This window comes from Oribacterium sp. FC2011 (assembly GCF_000701645.1).
Taxonomy (GTDB): domain Bacteria; phylum Bacillota; class Clostridia; order Lachnospirales; family Lachnospiraceae; genus Oribacterium.
Genome location: NZ_JNJM01000027.1, coordinates 1 through 24,795 on the forward strand (window position 1 = coordinate 1; position 24,795 = coordinate 24,795).

The 24,795-nt window shown below is 41.4% G+C and carries 23 protein-coding genes and 1 pseudogene; 9 read left to right on the forward strand and 15 right to left on the reverse strand.

Translation table 11 applies throughout. The features are described from left to right. Positions 1 to 542 precede the first annotated feature (542 nt). Entirely contained in the window at positions 543 to 2,171 is a 1,629-nt protein-coding gene (locus T357_RS0116025) for an IS1182 family transposase (RefSeq protein ID WP_031554809.1), read from the forward strand. Positions 2,172 to 2,349: 178 nt separating this feature from the next. Here T357_RS0116025 and T357_RS22240 read toward each other — a convergent pair. Continuing rightward, positions 2,350 to 2,489: pseudogene (locus tag T357_RS22240) on the reverse strand (IS256 family transposase); the annotation flags it as partial. A 233-nt stretch (positions 2,490 to 2,722) separates the two neighbouring features. Between T357_RS22240 and T357_RS0116035 the strand changes: the two are divergent. From T357_RS0116035 to T357_RS0116060, 6 genes are all read left to right on the forward strand, one after another. Next, entirely contained in the window at positions 2,723 to 3,271 is a 549-nt protein-coding gene (locus tag T357_RS0116035) for a GNAT family N-acetyltransferase (protein WP_031554811.1), read from the forward strand. A 23-nt stretch (positions 3,272 to 3,294) separates the two neighbouring features. Further along, positions 3,295 to 3,861, forward strand: a complete 567-nt coding sequence (locus T357_RS0116040; protein ID WP_031554813.1) for an RNA 2'-phosphotransferase — start codon at positions 3,295 to 3,297, stop codon at positions 3,859 to 3,861. Between the two features lie 24 nt (positions 3,862 to 3,885). Continuing rightward, positions 3,886 to 4,047, forward strand: coding sequence for a hypothetical protein (locus T357_RS21295; protein WP_155991504.1), 162 nt, complete (start codon positions 3,886 to 3,888; stop codon positions 4,045 to 4,047). Between the two features lie 572 nt (positions 4,048 to 4,619). Next, positions 4,620 to 4,898 (forward strand): hypothetical protein, encoded by a 279-nt coding sequence (locus tag T357_RS0116050; RefSeq protein WP_031554815.1) that lies wholly within the window; start codon positions 4,620 to 4,622, stop codon positions 4,896 to 4,898. Between the two features lie 156 nt (positions 4,899 to 5,054). Then, positions 5,055 to 5,327, forward strand: a complete 273-nt coding sequence (locus T357_RS0116055; protein ID WP_049895930.1) for an AbrB/MazE/SpoVT family DNA-binding domain-containing protein — start codon at positions 5,055 to 5,057, stop codon at positions 5,325 to 5,327. Then, the gene (locus T357_RS0116060; protein WP_031554819.1) at positions 5,327 to 5,737 is read left to right on the forward strand and encodes a putative toxin-antitoxin system toxin component, PIN family; all 411 of its coding nucleotides are present in this window, start codon (positions 5,327 to 5,329) and stop codon (positions 5,735 to 5,737) included. Before T357_RS0116055 ends, T357_RS0116060 begins: the two co-directional genes overlap by 1 nt. 682 nt (positions 5,738 to 6,419) lie before the next feature. On the opposite strand, the gene T357_RS0116065 is transcribed toward T357_RS0116060, so the two are convergent. The 7 genes from T357_RS0116065 to T357_RS0116095 all read right to left on the reverse strand — a co-directional run bounded on the left by T357_RS0116065 (position 6,420) and on the right by T357_RS0116095 (position 16,713). Further along, on the reverse strand, positions 6,420 to 8,009 hold the full coding sequence (locus tag T357_RS0116065; protein WP_031554821.1) for a xylulokinase: 1,590 nt from the start codon (positions 8,007 to 8,009) through the stop codon (positions 6,420 to 6,422). Beyond that, positions 8,010 to 8,648, reverse strand: a complete 639-nt coding sequence (locus T357_RS0116070; RefSeq protein ID WP_031554823.1) for a haloacid dehalogenase-like hydrolase — start codon at positions 8,646 to 8,648, stop codon at positions 8,010 to 8,012. 57 nt (positions 8,649 to 8,705) lie between these two features. Continuing rightward, a complete protein-coding gene (locus T357_RS0116075; protein ID WP_031554825.1) occupies positions 8,706 to 9,623 on the reverse strand; it encodes a phosphatase PAP2 family protein in 918 nt (305 codons plus the stop codon). A 61-nt stretch (positions 9,624 to 9,684) separates the two neighbouring features. Then, the gene (locus tag T357_RS20555) at positions 9,685 to 11,601 is read right to left on the reverse strand and encodes a carboxylesterase family protein (RefSeq protein ID WP_049962508.1); all 1,917 of its coding nucleotides are present in this window, start codon (positions 11,599 to 11,601) and stop codon (positions 9,685 to 9,687) included. Positions 11,602 to 11,731: 130 nt separating this feature from the next. Further along, on the reverse strand, positions 11,732 to 13,318 hold the full coding sequence (locus T357_RS20560; protein WP_049962510.1) for a carboxylesterase/lipase family protein: 1,587 nt from the start codon (positions 13,316 to 13,318) through the stop codon (positions 11,732 to 11,734). A 32-nt stretch (positions 13,319 to 13,350) separates the two neighbouring features. Further along, positions 13,351 to 14,979 carry a carboxylesterase/lipase family protein gene (locus T357_RS0116090; protein ID WP_031554831.1) on the reverse strand — a complete coding sequence of 543 codons (1,629 nt, stop codon included), beginning with the start codon at positions 14,977 to 14,979 and terminating at the stop codon, positions 13,351 to 13,353. A 63-nt stretch (positions 14,980 to 15,042) separates the two neighbouring features. After that, complete coding sequence (locus T357_RS0116095; protein WP_049962511.1) at positions 15,043 to 16,713, reverse strand: amidohydrolase; 1,671 nt, start codon at positions 16,711 to 16,713, stop codon at positions 15,043 to 15,045. A 301-nt stretch (positions 16,714 to 17,014) separates the two neighbouring features. On the opposite strand from T357_RS0116095, the gene T357_RS20565 reads away from it, so the two are divergent. Together T357_RS20565 and T357_RS0116105 are read left to right on the forward strand one after the other, a co-directional pair. Further along, positions 17,015 to 17,614 (forward strand): response regulator, encoded by a 600-nt coding sequence (locus tag T357_RS20565; RefSeq protein WP_049962512.1) that lies wholly within the window; start codon positions 17,015 to 17,017, stop codon positions 17,612 to 17,614. Next, positions 17,611 to 18,951 (forward strand): sensor histidine kinase, encoded by a 1,341-nt coding sequence (locus T357_RS0116105; RefSeq protein WP_031554837.1) that lies wholly within the window; start codon positions 17,611 to 17,613, stop codon positions 18,949 to 18,951. The genes T357_RS20565 and T357_RS0116105 overlap by 4 nt, the downstream gene beginning before the upstream one ends. A 165-nt stretch (positions 18,952 to 19,116) precedes the next feature. Here the strand turns inward: T357_RS0116105 and T357_RS0116110 are convergent, their stop codons facing one another. The 7 genes from T357_RS0116110 to T357_RS0116140 all read right to left on the reverse strand — a co-directional run bounded on the left by T357_RS0116110 (position 19,117) and on the right by T357_RS0116140 (position 24,795). Further along, entirely contained in the window at positions 19,117 to 19,590 is a 474-nt protein-coding gene (locus T357_RS0116110) for a hypothetical protein (RefSeq protein ID WP_031554839.1), read from the reverse strand. Between the two features lie 105 nt (positions 19,591 to 19,695). Next, positions 19,696 to 20,361, reverse strand: a complete 666-nt coding sequence (locus T357_RS21300; RefSeq protein WP_155991506.1) for a hypothetical protein — start codon at positions 20,359 to 20,361, stop codon at positions 19,696 to 19,698. 35 nt (positions 20,362 to 20,396) lie between these two features. Further along, a complete protein-coding gene (locus T357_RS0116120) occupies positions 20,397 to 20,876 on the reverse strand; it encodes a hypothetical protein (RefSeq protein WP_031554841.1) in 480 nt (159 codons plus the stop codon). An 11-nt stretch (positions 20,877 to 20,887) separates the two neighbouring features. Next, positions 20,888 to 21,940: a restriction endonuclease gene (locus T357_RS0116125; RefSeq protein ID WP_031554843.1), complete on the reverse strand. Its 1,053-nt coding sequence runs from the start codon at positions 21,938 to 21,940 to the stop codon at positions 20,888 to 20,890. A 143-nt stretch (positions 21,941 to 22,083) separates the two neighbouring features. Then, a complete protein-coding gene (locus T357_RS0116130) occupies positions 22,084 to 23,085 on the reverse strand; it encodes a helix-turn-helix transcriptional regulator (RefSeq protein WP_031554844.1) in 1,002 nt (333 codons plus the stop codon). A gap of 86 nt (positions 23,086 to 23,171) precedes the next feature. After that, positions 23,172 to 24,542: an EVE domain-containing protein gene (locus tag T357_RS0116135; protein ID WP_031554846.1), complete on the reverse strand. Its 1,371-nt coding sequence runs from the start codon at positions 24,540 to 24,542 to the stop codon at positions 23,172 to 23,174. A 19-nt stretch (positions 24,543 to 24,561) separates the two neighbouring features. Further along, complete coding sequence (locus T357_RS0116140; protein ID WP_031554848.1) at positions 24,562 to 24,795, reverse strand: hypothetical protein; 234 nt, start codon at positions 24,793 to 24,795, stop codon at positions 24,562 to 24,564.

The following is a 24,795-nucleotide window of genomic DNA, read 5'->3' on the forward strand; positions in this document are numbered from 1 at the left end:
TAGCATAGCATTACATAAGAAGTGTGGTTTTAGAGAAATAGGATATAGAGAAAGAATCGCGAAGGACAGATTTGGAGAATGGCAGAATACAACCCTGATGGAGTATAGAGCTTCATAAGAACGAGAGATATTATCATAGAACCGATGCGCAGCTTGTACAGTTTGCCGGCTGGAAACCGGATTATGAAAAATAAGTAAATATCAAGCTTCAGAGACAGTGGCCTGAATACAGGGCCACTGTCTTTTGTTGTATTTACAAGATGTGCGTGGGCTTTTATGATTAGAGAAGGAGAAAAAGAATTTTTAGCAGGGGAAACAGTGGGGAATTCTATTTATGAAAATTCAAATTTGCACGAGTAGGGGCTGTCGCACTAAAATTGGTGCGGCACCCCTTTTTTGTGTTCGCCCACCCCAATCGACTTTTTTGGCTACCGACAGGTTACGGCCCCGCCCCAGCTCACACAAAAAAGTAGTTCTTTAATAATGCTGACAACACAAAAGCCAGGCTTCGAAAAGCCTGGCTTTTGCTGTAAAATATGTTTATGCCACTAAACAAATTATTACAGGGAGATTATACCGTTTCTTCCTTCTATCATCAAATTAAACTTCCGCTCGACATAGAAATTTCTATTCCATCAGACGATCCGGTGCGCCTTTTAAGTGCATTTGTGGAGGGAATGAATCTTTCTGATCTCTATGCTACCTATGACAGGATCAGAAAAAATCAGGCTTCACCGCGTCAGATGCTTAAGATTGCAACCTATGCAGCCATGAACAGAATCTATTCCAGTCGTGACATTGAATCATCCTGCAAAAGGGATATCAATTTCATGTATCTTCTCGATGGTGCACCTGCACCTGATCATTCCACTATAGCAAGGTTTATTTCTCTACATCTATCGCGGTGTTCAAAGCCTATAATGGCACAGGTTGGAACTATCCTGCTTGAGATCGGCGAAATTTCAGGTGAAAACATATTTATTGATGGAACAAAGATTGAGTCTGTTGCCAACAAATATACTTTTGTCTGGAAGAAGTCTGTGTCAAAAAACATGAATAAGCTTACCGAGAAAATCTGCCTGTTCTGCGCAGAATGCGAAGAATTCTATGGCATTAAAGTTGTATATGAAGACCAGATATCTCTTCACACCTTGAAGCGCTTAAGAAAGAAACTGTACAAGATCAAAGAAGATGAAAATATCGAGTTTGTACATGGTATCGGCAAGAGAAAGACTGTTCTTCAGCGCTCAATCGAAACACTTGAGGAATACATTGATAAGCTGAAAGAATACGTTAACAAGCTTTATAAATGCGGCAACCGAAACAGCTATTCCAAAACAGATACTGATGCTACTTTTATGAGAATGAAAGAAGATGCAATGCTTAACGGTCAATTAAAGCCCGGGTATAACCTTCAGCATGGTGTTGATGCAGAGTATGTAACCTGGCTTGAAATCTTTTCCAATCCAACAGATACTCTTACTCTTATACCTTTTCTGAAAGACATGGAAGAATACCTGCCGTTCAAGTATAAAAACATCGTTGCAGATGCCGGATATGAAAGCGAAGAGAATTATGTTTTCATAGAGTCCAACGGGCAGACAGGCTATATAAAACCGCAGAATTATGAATTATCAAAAACCAGAAAGTTCAGAAATGACATAAGCAGACGCGAAAATATGGACTATGATCCGGAGACCGATAGTTATACGTGCAGAAACGGAAAAAAACTCTTAGCTGTGAATAAAAGGAACGAAAAAACAGCGAGCGGATACAAGCGAGAGGTAACAACCTATGAGTGTGGAAGCTGCAATGGCTGCCCGTTCAAAAAAGAATGCATAAAAGGTAATAACTGCAAAACTCCTTTTGAGGACAGGAACAAGCGTCTTTCTGTGTCAAGAAAGATGGAAGAAAAACGGATTGAGTGTCTTGAAAGAATAACCAGCGAGTTTGGTACACAGCTCAGAATGAATAGAAGCATACAGGCTGAAGGTTCTTTCGCAAACGTGAAAGAAGACATGAACTTTAGACGTTACCTTTACAGAGGGAACGAAAACGTTCTTGCGCAGAGCACTCTTTTAGCAATGGCGTTTGATATCAACAAACTTCATCACAAGATCATGTCTGAACGAACCGGAACACACCTGTTCGAACTGAAAAAGGCATCATAAATTTAGAAATTTAAAATCAAAACCCCTTGAAGCAGGCCAACCATACAGTTGGCTTATTTAAAGTACGCTTCATATCTAACCTGATTAAAAATGAACGTCAAAACAGGCTTGGATTGTGACATAAAAAGGGAGCTATCGCTTAGATGATAATCATCTAAAGCGACAGCCCCTTAAATCGTTAATCTGAAAGTCTGCCAGGATACATAATTAAAGCTCACCGCGAACTCTCCCCCAGTTTCTGATTGGCATGGTCCACTTCTTGGTAACTTCAAATGTAGCAAGATAAAGAGCCTTCATCAGCGCCTGAGGGCTAGGAAATGGCAGTTTGACCAGTAATCCTAAAATAATACTTAAGCAGGGTGGGCTTGCTATTATCACATTGATTACCTGTCTTTTAATGTAGAAGGGAGATTGTATGTTTTTTGGAATATCAGATCAACCCTTATTGGTTGTAGTAATACTCGGTTTATTTATTGTAGGTGCTGCGTTCATAAAAAGCAGGAAAAAATAATGTTTTTCCTGAAATGAGCAGGAAAAGGAAAGAGTATCGGATGATTTATAGCAAGAAGATAATTCTTAAAAATGGACAAGAAGCATTACTCAGAAACGGTGATGAGCAGGACGGCAAAGAAGTCTGTGACGTTTACAATAGGACTCATGCCGAAACTGATTTTATGCTCGCATATCCCGATGAAAATTGTTTTGATCCTGAAAAAGAAGCTAAGTTTCTTTCAGATACGACGAAGAGTCCTAATGATATAGAGATTGTTGCTGTTGTGGATGGCAAAATAGTGGGGACCGGAGGAATTAAAGCTATAGGTACAATACATAAGCTAAGACATCGTACTGATTTTGGGGTATGTGTACTTAAGGAATACTGGGGACTTGGCATCGGAAAAGCTATTTCTGAGGCCTGCATCGAATGCGCAAAAAATGCCGGATTTGTCCAGATTGAATTAAATGTTGTTTTAGACAATATAAGGGCAATTGAAATGTACAAGGATATGGGGTTTGTGGAGTTCGGACGTAATCCCAGAGGCTTCAATTCAAGGATAAGCGGATATCAGGAAGTGATTTCCATGTACAAGAGCCTGAAATAATTACCACTGCAAGGGTGATAATAATGGATAAGAAAGAAAAAGCATTAAGCAAGTTTATAAGCCTTATACTTAGGCATAAACCGGAGGTCATCGGTATAAAGCTTGATGAACATGGATGGGCAAACGTCCGGGAACTAATTGACGGGATAGGTAAAACACATAAGTTCGACATGGAAATGCTTGAAAACATAATAGCAGAAGATGAAAAGCAAAGATATTCGTTTAACGAGGATAAGACGCTTATCAGGGCTAATCAGGGGCATTCTATTAACGTGGATGTGGAACTAAAAAAGACCATTCCTCCTGAAATCCTTTTGCACGGTACGGGCGAAAAGTATGTTGAGTCCATACTTGGGAAGGGACTTATCCCTAAATCAAGATTATACGTCCATTTGTCAAAAGACTATGATACGGCGGTCAAAGTAGGAAGCCGACATGGAAAACCTGTAGTATTCAAAGTGTATGCAGGAAGAATGGCAGAAGATGGGTATGAGTTTTTCCTGTCAGAAAATGGTGTATGGTTGTCTAAGAATGTACCTAAGGAATATTTAGAAGTTTATAACCCGTATAGTGGTGAAGGGTTAAAGTAAACTCTATTGAAAGGAGCCCGGATTATGAGCAGTAATGACGATGATGAGTTTTTTGATATGTTTATGCTGGGAATGTTCGATGACCATAGTTCACCCAAAAGAGGTGGTGGAGGATGTGCGGGGTGCATCCTTCTTTTGATATGTGTAAGTGTATTATTTAAAGTCTTTTTAAGCTCTATAGTTTGAGAATAGCTGATGATTAGTATATCCAGGTCATATCTATAAGGTGTGACCTGGATATTTTTTTGTATAAAAAAATAGTTGAGTCGATTTACGATTTTTGAAAAGGCAGGGTCTATCTAACTTGTTATTTATCGGAACCTGAATAGATTATTTCGAAAAAACGTAGCTGTATATGGTAACCGAGGATACTATTTATCAAATACTCCGTAAATCCCCTAAAACAACCGTTCAAACACTCAACTTTAAAATATCGTGGCACATAAATATATCAGAGTGCAGGAGAGAGGAGAATATAAAGCCATACCTGAAGATGAGGAAGCTTAATGAGAATATATACAAATATATGTAAATATCTGTAAAAATCGATCATGTAGAGGCAATAAGTAATAAGCCCCCAACGACAGGTTTTATTTTACATCTAGATAGTTTCCTAACCGAATAGACATGAAAATCGACCGAATAAACAGGAAATATTGTAAAGGAAATATGGACATGATAGAGTCGAATCATTAAGAAACGGGACGAAGAATCAAGAGAAGATTCTAAGAAATAAAAAAGCATAGGAGGAAACTAAAATGTCAGATAATAAGAATATAGAGCTTAATGATGATTTGATGGCTAAAGCAACTGGCGGAACAGGCAATGGTTCTAATCCGGCATGGGTATTTAAAATTGGAGATTGGGTTACAATGCCATCAAGACCAAAATACGGAAGAGGTCAGGTAAGATCCATAGAGCTAATGCCGGGAGGAAACGAAAGCAACTTAGATGATTGGATGTATACGGTATTTTTCCCGGAATGGCATGCAGGAAACGAGTATACAGCGCCTTATACAATATTTGAAAAAGCATGACATACTCCCACGGTAAAACCGTGGGATTCTTTATATTTCCCAGCTGCACCGCAGTCAAATAGGAGGGATATATAGCTTGGATTTTCAAGATTTGACGTATATAGCAAATAATGCTATTATTTAAGTAAGAAATTCTTACTACAAGGAGGATATAAAATGAGTATGATAACTGAAGTAACATCAGTTTCCTCTAAAGGACAGGTTGTTTTACCCAAAACAATCAGGGACGCACTTTCTTTGGATACCGGTAGTAAGCTCATAGTTGTGACTGATGGAGACAATATATTACTAAAGCCCATCGTGACACCTGATATCAGCGAATTTGATGCTCTTATGAAAGAATCTCAGAAGTGGGCGAAGAGTGTAGGTATGACAGAAGATGATATAGATGATGCCATTAAAGCAGTCAGGAAAAGGAGAAAGGCCTGATGCGTGTTGTTATAGATACAAATGTTGTAGCGTCAGCAATATTCTTTGGCGGTAAACCAAAGGAAGTAATAGACAGGGTTATGAAAAATCAGATAGATGCGTATGCATCAGCTGAAATTCTTGAAGAATACACTGAGACTGTAGAATATCTAAAAGAAAAGTTTCCGGGAAAGAAGCCAAAAGTTCCTCTCATTGATATTGAAGCAAAATGCCGCGTTATAAACGTTTCAACTAGAATTGATGTTTGTAGGGATCCCGATGACAATAAATTCATTGAGTGTGCTGTTGATTCAAAATGCTATTATGTTATCAGTGGAGATAAGGATCTTTTGACAGTAAAGGAATATGACGGTATTGAGATAGTTACAGTTGCGGAATTTCTCGAGATACTAAGAAACAATATCGACTAATAATGTATCATATTATACGAGCTCTGAAACAATGTTGTTTTGGGGCTTTATTTTTATGTTTTAATTTCTCTAAAGTAATCCGTCAACAAATTCAGCTTTTTACAGACTTTTGGTTAAACCGACTCTACATTACGACAATTGAAGAGGTTAACGAGACCTTTTTGGATAAAAAAGAGGTAGAAAGTCTCGTTAACTTCTTCAATTTAGGCCTATGTACACAGTATACAATATACATTATTTCGCAAAACTGCTGTTTAACGAAATGATTAATAAACATATTGTTCATTATGCGACATATGTCGTGTAAGTGTGTGTCGGTTTAACCAAAACCTGTAAAAAGAATAAAGCAGAAGTGTAAAATGTCTGTTTTTTCGGCTTTTTACAGTTTTCCAGCTTTATTTTTTAAACCAGTTTCTGTAAAATGCCGAATAAATAAACCAGAATCTGTTAAATGCCGAAGATATTAAAGCAGAAACTGTAAAAAGCCGAATTTTTATTAAACCTGCTTTTGTAAAAAGCCGAACAAATAAACCAAAAAGTGTAAAAAGCCGAATATATTTAACCTGTAATTGTAAAATGTTCTGATAAATGAATCCGTGATCTCATGATCCTTTAGGTATAAAAAATGTCAATATAAGCAGTAGAAACACTGATAGCGTCAGACATACTGAATTGCATATACTCAGGCATTTAATATCTTAAAGCTTCGGGCATTCGTTTTATAGAGTCTTTTAAATACCCTGTAATTCCGCTCATATACTTCCTTATTTACAGTGTCAGGAATATAGGTGCGGTCAACCTTTACAAGCCGGCGCGAAAGCTCCAATACATCTTCTCCTTTAATACCTGCCGCAACAACGAGTGCGGTTCCTACTCCTCCAACCTCCTGAGGGTTTTCGACTGTCTCGATAGTGTGCCCGGTAATATCCGCAAGCATCTGGCAGGTAACGGGCGATAACGCTCCGCCTCCTACAAACCTGATCGTGTCAGATGTTTTTACCTTCTTCATCTCGCATTCCAACAGCCAACGCAAGTGATAACAGATACCCTCAAGAACCGCACGAATCATATCTCTTTTCCCATTATTTGTTCTGATGTTGAAGAATATCCCACCGGCACGGGAATCCTCAAATGGACAGCGGTTGCCGTGGAGCCAGGGAGTAAATATCACACCGTTGGCTCCGGGCGGAACTTTACTTACCTCTTCTGACAGATAATCATAAAGGCTTATATATTTGCTCTCAACATCTGTTATTTTTGTTTTCTCGAGATACACACCTATCTCATCGAGAGCCAGGTGATCCATGACCCACTCAAAACACTTCCCTGCTGTTTCAAGTTCTGCGTAATAGTTGAAATACCCACATTTTGCGGACAGAACACCGGTGATCATAGCATCAATATCAACCGTCTGATGATTCAGAAACGTTGATACCCATCCCGATGTCCCGACATATATATGAGTATCCCCAGGTCTGGTACAGCCGGCTCCTATATTCACAAAGGTCGTGTCTCCGCCGCCTCCAAATACCGGGATTCCTTTCACAAGTCCGAGATCTTCTGCCGCTTTTTCCGTCAATCCACCTACCATGTCAGAACATTGAATGATATCCGGCATGTGGTCGGGGTTTACCCCGTACATTTTCAAAAGACCCTTATTCCAACCTTCTTTTCCCACTCGGGTATCATAAAGAAACGTCGCGAAGGCGGAATCTGCAGTCCTTATGATCCTGTCCGTGCAGCGTGCCACGAGATAGTCGCCAATGTCCAACCATTTATATACTTTCTCAAAAATCTCTGGCTCGTTGTTTTCCACCCACTTGTATTTCCAGACCGGATCTTTGGCGCTTGTTGAGGCGGCATAATTAACGATCAGATTCCGTACAAGCTTATACAGGCTGCAGCCTGAAACTTTGATGATACCCCTGCCCATACATGCCTGATACTCTTTGACACCCTTCTGATCCAGATAATTCATCGGACTTCTTAAGGCATTCCCATTCTTATCAATCAAAACGGTTCCCTGCATTTGGGAGCAGAATGCAATTCCGTTTATCTCTTCAGGTTTTACCTCCGACTTCCTAAACAGTTCCCGGGTGGTCGAACACAGTGCTTCCCACCATTCCTCAGTATCCTGCTGTGCACCTCCATCGTCAGAAATGTAAAGCCCATATCCGGCAGTAGAATTCGCTACAAGGTGTATTTCTGAATCGATATTAAACAGGCAGGTTTTTACGCTACTGGTTCCGAAGTCATAAATAATTACGTACACTTAATCTTCCTCTTTCAGATGAATGCTCCATCCCGTGTCAATCTTTGCCTTTACAGTTTTCATGGTTTCTTCATCAAGGTCAGGCCAGTCTGTCACGGTAGTGGCTCTGTTGATTACAAGATGAGCTTTTTCTGCGCACAGGGCAAGGGGTGTATCAGCAAGTGAATCGGAGTAGAAATTCTCTATTATCGGAAAACCGTGATCAAAAATATATTTCGCCTTTTCCTTTGCATACATCAGATTGTTAAGAAAAACACCGTATTCCCTGTCATATTCCGTAGCTATGAAGTTTACACCGAGCCTTCTCGCGATCGGACCTATGATACAGTCCGGAGATGCGCTGATAATGAGATCGTCCGATCTTTTCTGCGCCAGATACCATACGGATATCCTGTTCTCATATTTATCCCAGTAACGCTCTATCTGTATATCAAAATCATCTATCATGGTCAGATAGCTGAACATCTTCCGTTGTAGCAGATAATTAGGCAGTTTTCCCATTTTGTGCATAATCAGACTTTTGATCATACCGGGTAAAAAAGTAAACCACAACTTAGGATGCCTCATCATGCACCAGATTGCAAAACCTATAGAACAGTCTGAATAGAAAATCGTTCCGTCAAAATCATATACATTCATCTTGAAGACCTCTGTGTTTTTTTCATGTCTTATACCCCAATATTCCTAACCCTTTAATCAAGTAGATTCCTTTGTTTTCCTGATATGCTCAAATCGGGGAAACACCATCGGGTATACGCCAAAGATCAGGAACATGATGACCGCATACCTTGCGGTTCTGATCAAAAAGGCAGCAAGGCTTGTGCCTGCAAGAAATTGCTTGTTAAAAGGAAGTTTTAAAAGCGAATTTACCACAACATATATTAATATGGCACCGAACACGCGCAGGAGCATCGCAGGGATCTTACGTGTATTCTCAAAATTTACATATTTACGTTCAAAAGGGAATGCCGCGGTGGCACCAATCAGGCATCCAAGAGCAGTAAAGTAATCGGTAGTGCGCACATAGAATAATCCCGGAAGCGCTGGTATCAGAAGTATCATATAATATAGCCACTCCTTATGTACGTAACGATCAAGCAGCATAAACACTCCAATCACCGCAAAACCCAGTACCCATCCTACAAGCACATCTGTCGGATAGTGCATGCCTGCCACAACCCTTGAAACACCTACCAGTATAGTCAAGACTCCGGCTGCGATCCAAAGCCAGTTCTTTTTAGCCTCATTTGCCAGCCAAAAGTACACTGCCGGTACAGATGCGCTATGCATGCTGGGGAAAGAATATCCCTGCGCCGCCACGTCCATGGCTGCCGCACCCTTATCTGACAATGCCAACGGTTTCACACTGTCAGGATACTCCATATAAGGCCTAGGTCTTAAGACGACCGACTTAATCATAGGAAGCCACAGATTCACGCAGGATACAATAAGTGCCAGCTTCTGTCCGGCTTCCTTTTTCCAACAGAACATCACGATCAATATAAGTAACAGCAATCCTGTCTCAGCTCCAAAAAAATCAAAACACTTCGCAAAGTCCGCTGCACTGCTTAAGCTTGTCTGCAGCCATTTAATCAAGCTTGCTTCCCATTCCATTTTCTGCTCCTTTCATTATCTGTAGTCTTTTTTTCATTATTACGGAACATTAGTGCTAGGCTTAATCACACAGGATCTTCCCTTTCGATACGGTAAGATCCCTGGGAAATGCCTTCCATTTAAGCGCATCAACACCTGCAATCTCGTTAGTATACAGCTTCATGGACTCTCCGTTTATAAATTTAAGTAAAAATGTCTGAAGTATCAAAGACAGATCCTTGTTTATCACATTACCATATATATGCAAAGCTTCACTGTTTCCCAAAAGTGTTGCCACCGCATCAACCGTGCCTGATCCCAACTTTTCGATTACCGGTTTTTCATCCCAGTACAAAAGATACACTCTGTTTCCGCCCTCTGAAAGACTTGCTGCAACCCGGTAAATACTGAGAGCAAGCCAATCTTCCACAAGCTCTGACTTTGCATCAAGTTTAGCTGAAGCATCCGCCTGTGTCCTTATATATTCCTGTACTGCATCAACGATCGGACCGTTAATACCGTTTTTGATATCGGACATCGCGTCGGCTATGAGAGCTTCATAATTCTTTTTACCGACAAATGAGCGTAAAACAGAAGTTTCATTACTTGGAATGCCGATGATAAAATCTATGTCTGAAGCACATCCTTCCCGATAGGCTTGGTATAAATCAGCGGGAAACACTGTTCCGTCGCAGACCGGACCGCAAAAGTCCTTCCAAAGCTTTTGCGCCGCATCCTTTAGTGTTTCCGTATCAAGCCGGACCAGCTCATCCAACGTCGACGTACCGGTTTCTTTTAACAGATTCTCTGCCAGGATCCGTGATCCATCCGGCGTATCATATACCATTTCAGGACTTCCAAAAAATACGAAAGCTTTATTAAACAGCCCTTTGGTCCGCTTATCAGCTGTAAGCATACAGATTGATGTAGCACCGGACTCAAATCCAAGCACCGATATCTTATCTGGATCACCACCGAATTGGGATATGTTTTCTTTGATCCATTTAAGGGCTGCAATCTGGTCAAGCAGACCAAGATTTAATGTATCAGGGTAAGCTTCTCCGCCCGGAACGGTTGAAAAATCAATAAACCCGAATATGCCAAGGCGGTAATTAAAGCTGACAAACACAACATTTGGATGAGCATTGACAAAATCGTTACCGTAAAGCAGTGGATCTGCAGATCCTCCATAAGTATAATCGCCGTGGTGGAACAGCACTAGAACTGGTTTTTTAACCTCTGTCTTTTTAGCCCCGGTAAAGATATTTAAATAAAGACAGTCTTCGCTCTGCCTGTGATGTTTTAAAATTACGCCACTGTGCTCGACTTGTATGGCCGAAGCTCCGAAATTCACAGCCTCAAATACATTATCCGATGAAGGAAGCGGTTCGGGAGCCTTCCATCTGAGTTCACTAACCGGTGGCTTTGCATAAGGAATCCCCAGATATTGAATAGCTTTCTTTTGCTTTTCTCCTACATAGATTCCTGTTCTCGTCTTTACTGCGCAGTCTTCATCATATTCACCGGAGATGAGCTGGTTCTGCATGTTAGTTTCTTCGATGTCCTCTTTTTTCACATCGAATACATAGCCTTCATCTCCATCCCCGTAAATCTTTCTGATCTTCCGGATATGATATGCGCGGATGATCAAATTAACCACAAAGCTGATAATGGGAAGCCCGATGACAAATACAGACTCCTCCATTATGTAAGAAAGCATTGAAACACCCATCCACTTGACAGAGATACACTGGCTTAGGACAACAATAAGAAAGACTGCGACAAGAGTAATGAACCTGTTTATAGGCTTTTTCTGGACAGCCTTACTGAAGACGATCAGGCTTATGATCTCTTCAAGCACAATTCCGGCAACAAGACATGCAGCTATACATGCGGGAACCGGCCAGCCCAGAAGGTATGCGATGTTTTCGCCAAAGCCATATCCAAGCGCAGCAATGAATGCAACCATGAAATCATCGATTGTAAATAATTTTTTCATAATCCACTCCTAATCGTATAGAATGATTTTATCACTGATCAACCACATAATAAAAGAGGGGCAGTCCGAGTCAGACTACCCCAAAAGCGTTACCAGTTCATTTTCATTCCATCAAAATATGTCAGGATACTTAAATACAATAATACTTTGTCAGGAAATAGGTTCTATCCCAGTCAAGGATCTTTCTCTCAGACTCCTTCTCCGGATGGATGTCAAATTCATCGAAAATCATCACCTTTTTGTTTTCCAGATCGTAGATTGGCCATTCATGGGCTTTGCCGTCCGGGGAGATATCCGCGCTGAGGGAAGGATTGCCGGTTTTGGCAAACTGCACCCACATTTGACGCAGGGTCCTTGAGAAGGTCTCGTCAAATGCCCTTCCCGTGACGCCGGTATCCTCCGGAATGCCAAATACAGACGGGGTCTCTGCACCATGTCCGCACCGGATCAGCTTGTTAGATGATTCCGGAGTGAAAAAATAGGTGTAGGATTTACCGCCCGCCATGGTCTGTAGCTCTGACAGCCTGAACAGTGGTGCTATAAATGCAATCTGGTCAAACAGGCGGCTGTCAGCGGTATATTCGGGGGTCGCATCCTTTACATCCGCACAATAACTCTCTACCAGTACCTTCTCTTCCTCCGTAAGCTGATCAAGCTTCCTGGCCTTTCGGATAGCGAACATGGCATTGTAGGTCTCCACTCCATAGGAGTTTATGAATAATCCCATTTCGTCCTTGTTACATCCCTGAAGGATATCAATATCCTTTACTGCACCATTTTCGTATTCATCATAGGGGTTCTTGGGCAGGAAGTTTCCGTCACGCTCTGCCCATATACGAAGGGCAAGTACAGAGGTCGCTTCCACAATTTTTTCAACATCAAGATTCTTAAGGTCAGCAACGGTCTTGCAGCCCAGAACTTCAAACACCTCATTGGTGCATGCTATGGCCTCCTGCGGAGAGCGGGTAAACACGGGAGTGCCGCTTTCAGCTATTACGCGTTTGAAATACGCATGTGAACCCTTCACCAGTGGCAACAGGGTCACGCTGGCACCGCCTGCAGATTCTCCGAAGAGAGTCACGCTTTCGGGATCACCTCCGAAAGCTGCGATATTCTCATGAATCCACTTGAGTGCCATCATCTGATCCATCAGCCCAAGATTCTGTGCATCAGGATAATCCGCGCCGTCAGGCAGGTGTGACAGGTGAAGGAAACCGAATAAGCCGACTCTGTAAGAAATGGAAACAAATACGACATCCGAGTTCTCCTTCGCGAGGTTATGGCAATTGTACCAAGGCTCCGCAACACCACCCATAGTAAAAGCGCCGCCGTGAATCCATACCATGACAGGCTTCTTTTCCGTGCCGGCGTTGTCTGTCTTCCAGACATTCAGATACAGACAGTTCTCGCTCTGCTCGGGAAGCATGGCATTAGGCTGGCGTGGGCTCTTTGCGTTGTGGTATGCCTCATATACTCCGTCATCCGCAGTATATTCTACCGGTGCTTTCCAGCGGTATTCTCCCACTGGCTGCTTACTTACAAAGGGGATACCCCTGTACTCAATGATATTGTCTACATTCTTTCCTACAAAGATTCCGTTGATGCATTTTACGGCCAGAGTCTTGTCATAGTTACCGTCAGTGATCGGCTTGTTCTCGCCATACTTAGCTATCAGCTGTTCTTTTTTTTCAGTGCTGTTCTCATTGATTTCGCTCATTGATTCAAGCTCCTTTCTAAATCATTACTCCGTTAAAGCACATAATAGTTGGTCAGGAAATAAGCCTTATCCCAATCCACAATCTTCAACTCGGCTTCCTTTTCCGCATGGATATTAAACTCGTCCAGGACGATCACATACCTGTTCTCCGGATCGTAAATCGGGAAATCTCTGGCCTTTCCGTCGGGAGACTCCTCCGCCGTGAGGGAGGGATTGCCTGTTTTAGAGAACTGAACCCAGATCCTTCGCAGTATCCTGGAGAAGGTCTCGTCATAAACTCTTCCCGTGTCTCCCATCTCCTCAGGATGGTTGAATATCGTAGAAACCTCTACGCCATGTGCACTTTTGAGAAGCGGTACAGCGGATTCAACCGTGAAGTAATAAGTATACGCTCTGCCTCCTGCCCGGGTCTGCTCTTCCGCTGTTCTGAAGACCGGCGCATTGAACCAGATTTGGTCAAACATACGGGTAAGGGGTTCGTATATTTCGCCTTTGATATTCTTACAGAAACTTTCAACAAGTGTCTTTTGCTCATCTGTAAGCTGGGCCATTTTCTCAGCCTTACGCTGTTCGCCCCAAGCAATAAATCCTTCCACGCCTAATGCCAATACAAAGTAATTGAATTCATCCTTGTTGCAGCCGGTCAGGATATCTATATCCTTTGCTGCGCCATTGGTGTAAGCTTCGTAGGTATTAAGGGGCAGGAACTTTCCGTCACGTTCCGGAGCCGTGCGCATAGCAAGTAGCGATCCTGCCGTAGACACGAGCGTATCCGTATCGATCTTTTGCAGATCTGCCACTGTTTTGCAGCCGAGAGCATCCATAATCTTATTCGTACAGACTATGGATTCTTCCGTTGACTGGCACAGAGAGGGAGAACCGCTCTGTGCGATGACACGTTTAAAATAAGCATGTGAACCTTCCACCAGCGGCAACAGTGTAACGCTTCCGCCACCGGCAGATTCGCCGAAAATAGTCACATTGTCGGGATCTCCGCCGAAAGCTGCGATGTTCTCATGAATCCACTTAAGCGCCATCAACTGGTCCATCAGCCCAAGATTCTGCGCATCCGGGTAATCCTGCCCGTCCGGCAGGTGGGACAGATGAAGAAATCCAAAAATGTTCAGCCTGTACTCTATGGAAACGAGAATGACATCCTGATTCTCCTGAACGAAATTGGTACCCTCACACCACGGCTCTCCGGTTGCGCCTATTTCAAAAGCACCAACGTGAATCCATACCATGACAGGCTTCTTTTCTTCGCTTGTGTTCTCAGCTTTCCATACGTTCAGATACAGGCAGTCTTCACCAAAAACACTGAGGTTAGGTGCTTTTTTTGAGATCGCCGGATTCTGGCAGGGAGTTTTTCCATTGTAATATGCCTCGTATACACCGTCATCCGGAACATAATCTACCGGAGCTTTCCAACGGTATTCCCCGACGGGCTGCCGGCCCACAAAGGGAATACCCTTGTAGGCGATAACGTTCTTCGTCTTCTTGCCGACGAAAGTACCGTTGACACATTTTACTGCCAGTGTTTTGTCATAATTACCGTCCGTGATCTGCCGGTTTTCGCAGAACTGAGCTGTTGATTCTTTCGATGTCCCCATAGATTCGACATTCCCGGAATCTGTCGCAATAAAATCCGAGTTATTTCCCATGTATGGTCTCCTTTCATTCTTGTGTGATGTTTGCTGTATTTATATTAAAGAACTGCTTGCTCTTTATTTTGGGCTATTGTCATATACCAGGTCTCCGCCAACCATTGTGGCAAGCACAGGGGCATCCTGAATATGTTCAGGGGCACAGGCAGTAATGTCCGTTCCAAGTACAACAAGATCAGCTTCTTTACCGACAGTAATGCTGCCCAGCCGGTCATCGCACTTCATTTGATACGCCTCGTTCAGAGTAGTCGCCTCTATCATCTGCTCTACAGTGACTCGTTCATTGGCACCAAGGAGAGTTTCCGGACGTCCGGGCAGCTGACGCATTACTCCCTTCTGTATGCCGATCAGTGGATAGGCCGGATTTATAACGGGGTAATCACTGGCAGAGGTCACCACGACACCCGCATCGAAGAAGGATTTCATCGGCATCTGATTCTCCGCACGCTCTTCTCCCAGGGCAGATGCTGTCATTCTGAAGTAATCAGGATCCATATCGAACCAATGAGGGTCGGTAACAGCCACAAAGCCAAGCTTCGCCATGCGGGGGATATCCACCGGATCGACAACCTGCAGATGTGTGGCAGCGTCCCTGTAGTCTGCCGGACCGGTAACTGCCAATGCCTTCTCTGCAGCATCCAGTGCAAAGGCCAGTGCGCCGTCACCGATGGCATGGACATGTACCGACATTCCGAGTTCATGCGACTTCTTGAACACCGCCGTCAGGGTCTCCGGGTCAAAACGGAGTTGACCTCTGTGATGATGCTCCTGGGACCAGGGATCGGAGTAGGGTTCCTTCATGTAAGCGGTAGCCGGATTTCCCGGGAACGTGCCGTCCACCTGTACCTTGATGTTGCTCAAGTCAAACATACGCCCTTTCGTTCTCTTCCTGACTTCAGCAGCATGTTCAATCTCCTTGATCGGATCATGTCCCTCTGCCTGGAACACCTGATGGGCGCCATAGATGTGCATACGCAGTTTCCCCTCAACGTCAAGCTGGTGACAAGCTTCTGCGAAGTTGTCTGTGTTGTCCCAGTTGACTATGGGATCCAAAACCAGAGTCTCACCATGAGACAGGTATTCATTCTGGAAGTACAGGATAGCCTTCTTGTACTGTTCAACCGAATAGCCGGTAAGGGCCTTAAGGAGATCCATGGCACCTTCACGGAAATGTCCGGTGGGAGTGCCATCGGCGTTTCGAACGATGATACCGTCACTGACATCCGGGGTATCCTTGTTGATGCCAAGTCGATCCATGGCGGCATGGTTTACCCAATAGGAATGATGGTCTATGTCAGCTATAATAATGGGCTTGTCCGTCAGGCCTTCGAGCATGTCTGCATTAGGGCCGTTTGCCTCGAAATCCGGTATAGGGACGAAACCTGTTCCCAAAACGACATCAAATTCCGGATGAGCCTCAATGTGCTGCTTTAACAAGTCACGATACTCTTTAAGGGTTCTGACGGGAAACAGATTCACCATGTAGAGCGCTTCAGTACCGCCGGGATTTACATGTCCGTGTCCCTCTCCCATACCTGGAAGAATCATGCCACTCTTATACCTAAGTTCTTCTGTCCCTTCGCCGAGGTATTCCTTTGCGCCTGCTTCATCTCCAACGTAGATGAACTTGCCATCTTTAATTGCTGCAGCTTCAGCCCTGGGCTGTTTCTTGTCTACAGTATAGATATTGCCGTAAATAATCTTGTCTGCTTTCTTTTTTGAATCTTTCACAGCTTTATTCTCCTTTATTTTTTATATCATTAGGGTCTCCGAACCCTTTCTCAAACAAAAAACGTCATCTTCAACAGGACAAACTATCCCGTAAAAAAATGCATAATAAAGTAACACAAAAAAGAAAAACCTTATGCCATGAAACACGCTTCACAATCTACTTCTGTTAAATATTTTATATAAATATGGTCTGTTATGGACATGGGGGTTCCAGATTGGCACACTCGTTTTATGAAGTATTCTTGCGCTAACTTATGGTCAGTTTTAAAATTGAGACAGATTAAAATTGGGGGATTGTGACGTGAAAACTCTGTTTGCAGAAACACTGCGAAAACTAAGAACGGAAAGAGGGATTTCCCAGAATCAGCTTGGAAAGCAGCTGCATATCTACCGTTCCACTATAGCCCGTTGGGAAAACGGAAGCCGCCTGCCGGATGCTACGATGATCCTTCGCCTTGCAGAATGTCTCGGTGTTGATGTCAGCTCTCTTCTTAATCTTGTGGTGGACGAAGATGAATTCCCTAACGTTATGATGGTTGACGACAATGAACTCATACTCTCCGACGGTGTGGCCGTTCTGGAGGAGGTTATGCCAGATGCTACTGTAAAAGGGTTTATCTGGCCTCAGGAAGCAGTCGAATACGCAAAAACAAACCGTGTTGCCCTGGCAGTTTTGGATATCGAATTAGGCTCTGCCAGTGGTCTTGAACTCTGTCACACACTGCTTGACATTAATCCGCGCACAAACATTCTATTTCTAACCGCTTTCCCGGACTATGCCCTCGATGCGTGGAAAACTGAGGCTATAGGCTTTATGCTTAAGCCCATTACCCCGGAGGATGTCAGGGAACAGCTGAAAAAGCTCCGCTTTCCCCTTTGTGTCGGGGGTGTGAATAGATGAACGGCTGGTATGATTTTTTCTACTATTTTCTCATAGGTGTGACGATTCTGCTGAGTATTCATGGCCTGTGGTTTACTGCTATATTGCCGGGAATCGACCAGTGGAACAGACGATTCTTTCGTAGCTTTTTTATCCTTTTGATCATTAATGCCTGTTTCACCCTCATCTATATAGCCATGTACTATTTCGCTCCGGTCACAGCGATCCGATTCATATGTGTTCTGACCAGCCTTTTGATCGTGCTGCCGCTGCCCATGCTGACGGTTTTGCTGTTACACTGTTGTAAAGAAAACGTGCGTGAAAGCAGGCTGGTTAAAACCGTGCTTGCCTTGTTTATAGTCTATTTTATTGTGACTACAATCGGACTATTTACTGATGCGTTTATTTATTTCACACCGGATAAGCTGGATCACCGCGGGTCCTTGTATCCGCTAATGCTGTTGCCCGTCAACGGGATCATACTGATTAATCTCGTGGGTACGATCAGGCGTCGAAAGCTGTTTTCCCGCAAGGTCTATCTGAGTTTCCTTTTTACTCTTTTTCCGATGGCATTTGCGATGCTCATGCAGATGTTCGTTAATGTATTCCTGCTCCTTGACATCTGCTATACTATCTTCGCCCTGTCTATGTACAGTATCATCCTGTCTGATCAGATTGAGCAGGATATGCGGCACCAGCGTGAGATTGCAAATCAGCAATTAGAGAACATCAATCAGCAGTTGGAGATCGCAAATCAGCGCGCCAGCATCATGATGCTTCAAATGAGGCCCCACTTTATCTACAACACCTTGACGAGCATCTATTGCCTCTGCAAGCGTGATCCGGAGAGAGCCCCTCAGGTAGTCATGGATTTCACCACCTATCTCCGTAAAAACTTTGCTGCTCTGGAAAGCAACTCTCCTATCCCGTTCACTTCGGAACTGGATCACACCCGCGCTTATCTCGCTGTTGAGCTGGCCCAACATTCAAAAAGTCTCTTGGTAGAATACGATACGTCCCATACCTTTTTTCGCATACCGCCACTGACTCTGCAGCCCATAGTGGAAAATGCCGTAAAGCACGGCATGAATCCGTATGCCGGTCCGCTTCATGTTAAGATCCGGACATATCATGCGGACTCTGATAGCGTGATTATTGTGGAGGACAATGGTCTGGGTTTTGAAATGACAGAGGATTCAAAACCGTATATGACCCTGACAAACATACGACAGCGACTGGAACTTATGTGCGAAGGGAAGATGGAAATCACTACTCGTGACGAAGGTGGAACCAAGGTTACGATAACGATTCCGGATAACAACAAGATTCTAAGTGAAGACTATTCACCTGAAGCATAGATGCATGTTTCTTAGCTCATTGATATGTGGAGCGTTTTCATTAAAAAAGGGTGCAATCATTGAAATTCCCGTAATATGAATTCTATATCTAATCATATGAGTTAAATGAAAAAGCTCATTTCAGGGACCAATTAAACCCGGAAATGAGCTTTTATTATCATATAACTAACCTACTTTTACCATGTTAAAGTAATTATCTGTACCTTGATCACCTTCTGTAATGTTATAAATAACTATTTCAGAGTCTGACACTGGCGTTATTGATTCAATTATTGAACCTAGAAAATCGTTTCCTTCCGCATGAGAATCATTCAGTACGTTGTAAGTTCCATCAGCGTTTTTGGTAAGTGTTCCAGACATTTTTCCGGATCCTGTATCCCAATAGAAAAGAAGCATTGAACCGTACTCAGAAATGATGATGTAATTCGTATTATCTTCACCGTAAGTAGTTATTTGTGAAGGTACACCCGACCATATATCTCCTTCAAAAACACATGTCTCACTTTTTTGATAGTATGTCCCTGGATATATGGTAGAGTCGCTTGTTGAAACCTTGTCATCTAGCCGTGCGAAAGCTGTTATCGTGCACAATAATGTGAAAAAGATAGTTATCAAACATGATTTTATAATGTTTTTCATTGATGGTTTCCTCCTAAAATATTCATTCCTTGGCCATTATATCGACAATGATTTTCGATTGTTCACTAGATGATTTATCAGTGCTTAAATAAAATTTTTCGACTTTTATAGAAGTTTTCTAAGCAAATTCCCCCTTCCCACTCTTTTTCCATTTTTATCATAAGTCTCATTCCTTATTGGATCATATGAACCAATCCTACGATTCCCATAATCTACCAGATACTGAGCACCATTTGATTCGGTTTCAATATATCCATTTCCGCCATTTTTAAACCTTACTGTTTCCCTGCCATTTTTTCGGGTACTGCTAAGATTCCTATGATTCATAGCATCTTGCCGGGCGTTAGCATATCGATCTGCATTTGGATTTCCGAACCTTACATTCTGTTTGCCAGCATTCATCATAGTAGTTGCAGCTTTACCTAGAGCATATGAAGCAACAGTTTTTTGGGCGATATTCATCCCTCTTCTATCGTTTGTTTCTTGTGTATGAACCTGTTGTTGTGATGCCGTAACTGTATTTGTACTGCTTCCGGAATATTTAACATTTGTTTTTTTCCATATTTCCGGATTATTTCTGCGTGTTCTTATACATTTAACACATAAGATGATATCCATGATAAATGCGATTACCATAAGAATTATTCCTAACGGAGGAAAAACAAACAACAAAACGCATCCTACAATAAGTACAAGTACGAATTTTAGAGCTTCTTTTTTCTCGTTTTCGATTACGGCTTTTTTATAAGCTTCAATTTCTTCATAAGTCATATGATTACCTATAGATATGATTTTTATACTGTACTTCAGCATCTTACTACTGAAGCAAACTCCATATAGTCAGATAGGTCACCTTTATTGACATCATAGTGAATCACTTTTTCAAGACCATAATTGTATGCTTCCATAGATGAGATAATTCCTTCAACCAAAGGTTCATCCTCGTCATTGGCATATAGACTATAATTTGCCCCCAAATCTGCCAGATCAAAGGACAACAATCTCGTGATAGCAAAAGCATGATCTTTGGATTCATCAGTACAGCAGGAAGCGCTGTACATTGATATACAGGATAAAATGTCCAAATAATCCCTCATCTCGGCGGGTGTAATATCCGAATAATCATTTTCTTCAATATGACCATGCATTTCTTTAAAGAGATAGTAGGTATCTTTGACAAGCTCTTTGAATGAATCGAGATCAACATCTGTTTCTCCAAATGCATATTCTTCTTTATGGTGCCACATATTCAGCCATTTTTTGTGAATTTCGGAAAAATCGCTCATCGCAGCTTACCTCATAGTATATCGACCTCAATTCCATATCTTACAAGAAGAGAGGCAAACGTTAGTCCGTTAATAAGAATAATTCCGTTATCATCTGCCTTTTCTTTTGCTTCGTCAGAAAACTCGTCTGTCAAATTGATAACCATCAAAATCGCATTTTTTTCTGGAATACTATCTTCCATTTTAACAAGCTGATCCACGCCAACTATATCGCCATAGTCTTTACCGGACTTCTTTTTAGCCTGAACATAAATATGTGGCATTTTCACATCGCAAATCTCGAAAATATTGTACATTAGGGTATTCTTGTTAAAACACTCAAAGACAAGATCAACATCGCCACCTTCCTTATCGTACCAGTTATTATCAGTCAGGGTGTAACCATTCTTTTCAAACAGTTCCCCAATAATATCCTCAAACTTATGATTGTCAATCTTTTGAAGAGCACTCTTAATCTGTTCCAGATATTCGTTTCTGGGTGAAGAAGTGGCTCTACTGATCATAGAAATCAAATCTGTTTTTTCTTTTTCAAATTCATTAGGCTGTTCTGTATGCAAGTGCACCAACTCAGCGACAGATTCCTTGAAGGACTCGTTTCTTACACGGTTCAACGGGGATTGATATGCTATAAACTTGCTCTTGATATTCTGAGAATGCAAATTCATATCATAGCTACAGCTAAAAACATCTTCAACTTCTATAATATGGCCAAAATCCTTCTTTTCAGGAAGAACTTCAAAGCGATATTTTTCTCTGCATTTTGATATGAGGAAGCTCCTGCTCACATAATCGTCTTCCACGCTGACCTTTGGTACAATAATGTAGTCCCCTGGTTCGATTTCAAGCATGATTGATAAATTATTGAATCGTGAAAGCATGGTTTCATCAGGAAGATCTTTCTCCCAATGCTTTTGCCATCCGGCTTTAAATGTATCGAATCCGGAATCAACAGCCATATCATATGTACCCCATCCTTGTCTTAGATGGTGGTTTTTTATCAATTCATCTCTGATAAGTTTATAGTTGTCATCATAAGTTATTCGAAAAACATAATAGTTACTCATTCGCTATCCTCCAGCTCATATCAAATATATCAAAACAATCTATATCGTCATTTGACATCTTGATCTCTTATCCATGTTATTCTAGTATGGATGAAATTATTTGAATTTTCTGCATTGGTTATCTTCCGAATTCATTAGTGTAATTAAGACAAAGAATACTTTGCTTTCATATTGTTAATATCATCAATAATTCTGTTTCTTAAAGATTCCGGTTCAATAATCTCGACATACGGTCCATATTGAAGTGCCCAATATCTAAGCGCATCCTGATTACAGGTCACTCTAATGCAGATTGAGTCAGCGTTTTTTTCTAGGATCTTAAAATCAGTACCAAACCAATCTACAAGTTCGGACATCATATCTTCGGTCGTCTTTATCTTTGCAGACACACTCTTTCCGCTAAACATGTAGAAATGTTCTGCCATGTGTTTTGGCAGATTTAATCTTCCGTCAAACTCCGGCACATCTTTGATAGGTTTAGCTTTTTCATCCAGTTCATGAACGTCTGTCATTCTATCAATACGGAAATGGGCAATATTATCGTATTTATCGTAATTGCTAATGAGATAAAACTTACCGTTATTTGCAACAATCTGGTAAGGGTTAACGACATAGGGATCTTCCCTTCTTGGATGTAGTTTAAAATCAGTCCCGATATAGTTGTAAATAAAACTAATTTTCTTTTTATCAGAGATAGCATCGTTAATTGTATCAACAGAATACAGTGCTTGTTTGTTCAATGTCCGGTTTAGATCAGGAAGGTTACAAACATGTGATACCTTTGCATTAAAATATTTGCTCGCAAGGCTACGGATCTTCTTGATCAAATCCTTAGCCTGACGTGAAGAAATAGACTTTGAAAAAAGAACACTATCTATCAGGATTCTAAGCTCAGCATCGTCAAATTCCCTTGAAAGCAGTCTATATCCTTTTTCCATAGATATTTCAAATCCGCAATCATCGCCAAGTTCTTTCAATGATAGAACATTATTTTTGACAGCACGTCGGTCACAATCCATTCCGTAATTCAGTTTTAAAAGCTTTATAATTTCCTGCTGTGTCAATGCATGCTCTTCATCCGTGTAATTACGAAGGATTTCCAATATGAGCATGTTAAGCATTTTCTTGTTACCGGTAGCGTACATACAACGAACCATCCTCTTTTAAAATCATATCCAAATACTTTCTTGCTTTTCAGATAATTATTCTAAATCATCATGAATTGAACTGCCTATGCTTCATATTTGCTTATCAACGCATCCTTTAACTTTTCTACCTGTTCCTTACATAAAAATGGGGTTTTAATCGTCGATGCGAAATAAAATCCTCTATTTAAAAGATCCTTTATCTCTTTTGCTGAAATAAACTTATCATGTACCTTTGAAAAATCCATATCTTTTGGAACAATCATTTTAACTTCATGGTACAAACCCTTCTCAGTTTCAACTTCCCTCGGTTCTTCTGAAATTACTTCACCAATCGCAACAACGCCCTTTCCTTTAGAATAATACAAAGCATAATCTCCTTTATGAAAGCTCCGTATATAACGATCTGCATCACCATAAGCGCATACTCTGCTTTGACTTAGCATTTCTATTTCATTCTTATCTGAAAACGACAGGTTAGTATCTATCATTATGCCCTTTACAGATGCCTTGTCCATGTTTTCATTCTCAGACTTTGTCATAAATTTTATCCAATATGCAATACCCTCAGGTATGAGTGCTCTATTTTGGGGATCAATTGCAAAGTCATATATCTTCTTCGAAGGGACTACATAATAATTTGATTTATTCGCGTTTATTACTTCTCCCCCAGTTGTGAGAAAATATACTTCACCGTTCAATTTATCATATTTTGACGCATCAATCGTCACATCCCCCTTTTTTACCTGAATGTAGATATGCTTATGATCTTCAGATTTTGGATCTATTAAAACACATTCATATAATTCTGTACCCTTCTTGTTAGTAGAAGGGATCACAATATACCCTTTCTCTCTGTATAACCACATACATAATAAGTCTTCTGCATCATCAGGCTGTAGTAGGTTCCAAAAATCCTTTTCATTTAATGAAATTGCAGGTTTATCATATCTAAATCCTTCTTCACCTGCAGCATTCATGTTGTAAAGCATCTGACTATATTCATTTATTCCAGATTTGTTAATTCTTTGAAACGTACTTCCTCTAATGAATCCCGTGGAAAGACATCCTGGTACAGATGACTCATCTCCAGACTTATCCACTAAATTCCACTTGATATTTGTAAGCTGATTAGTAGCGTCAAGCGCAATCGCTTCTGATGAAAAATCGAATTTCCACTCACTATCTTTTGTTATTCTGGCATAATAATACTGTCCATCATATTTCATCCATACAATATCATTTGGTGCAGTCTGCTGAACCATTCGCTTTATACTGTTATAACCTTCATAATGCTTATCCGCCAGATTGCAATAGTTTTCAAAAGAGGGATTTTTTAGCAAAATCTCTCTATCATGATCATCAAGTTGCCATCCCATGGCAATAACATGTTTATCTAAGCAGAATTTTGCTACATCGCCACCATCAGTATTTGTTTGTAATCTCCATGTTTGCATAATTTACCTCATTGCCTTATTACGTACCAAAACTATCCAGAACTTCCGTAGAACAATCCAAAGCCGCTTCTACTTTATTAGACAATTCTGAGAGCCGTTCCTTACTTATTTCGTTCTCACCATTCTCTATTAAGTCCTGAACGATTCCAAATGCCTCATTTAATATGGCTCTAAGATCACAAACCATTTCTTCAATCTCTTCATGTGTATAAGATAGGGCTGCTTCATTGTTAACATTATCATTTTGTTTCAT